1 pseudogene is annotated in these 334 nt (G+C 31.1%); it reads left to right on the top strand.

From position 1 onward, the window contains the following. Positions 1 to 13 precede the first annotated feature (13 nt). Positions 14 to 334 (top strand): annotated as a pseudogene (locus tag RCF13_RS03715) (hypothetical protein); the annotation flags it as partial.

The following is a 334-nucleotide window of genomic DNA, read 5'->3' as shown; positions in this document are numbered from 1 at the left end:
AAATGATTGGTATGTGGAAATTCGTGCGCGGCGCATAAGTAACGCGCATCGTTTAAAAGAAGAAATTAATGATAAAATTCAAAACATAGAAGATCAAGACTTATTACTATACTACTCATTATTAGACTTTCGTCATCAATATGTAATTGATAACTTAGGTGTTTCTACAAGTAGTTTTGATAAAGTAGAATCTTTTGAGATTCCTTCTAACAACACTTTAACTTATTATTATCATTTCTTTAAAGCTATCCATGCTAGTGGAACTGGTAGTTATAAGGTTGCAAAAGAACACTTTGATCAAGCCGAAAAGTTATTAGAGCTTATCAATGATGAC

It is taken from the genome of Stenotrophomonas maltophilia group sp. RNC7 (assembly GCF_030910085.1).
Taxonomy (GTDB): Bacteria; Pseudomonadota; Gammaproteobacteria; order Xanthomonadales; family Xanthomonadaceae; genus Stenotrophomonas; species Stenotrophomonas sepilia.
Note: the sequence above shows the minus strand (reverse complement) of the source record. Positions and strands in the feature narration are given on the sequence as shown.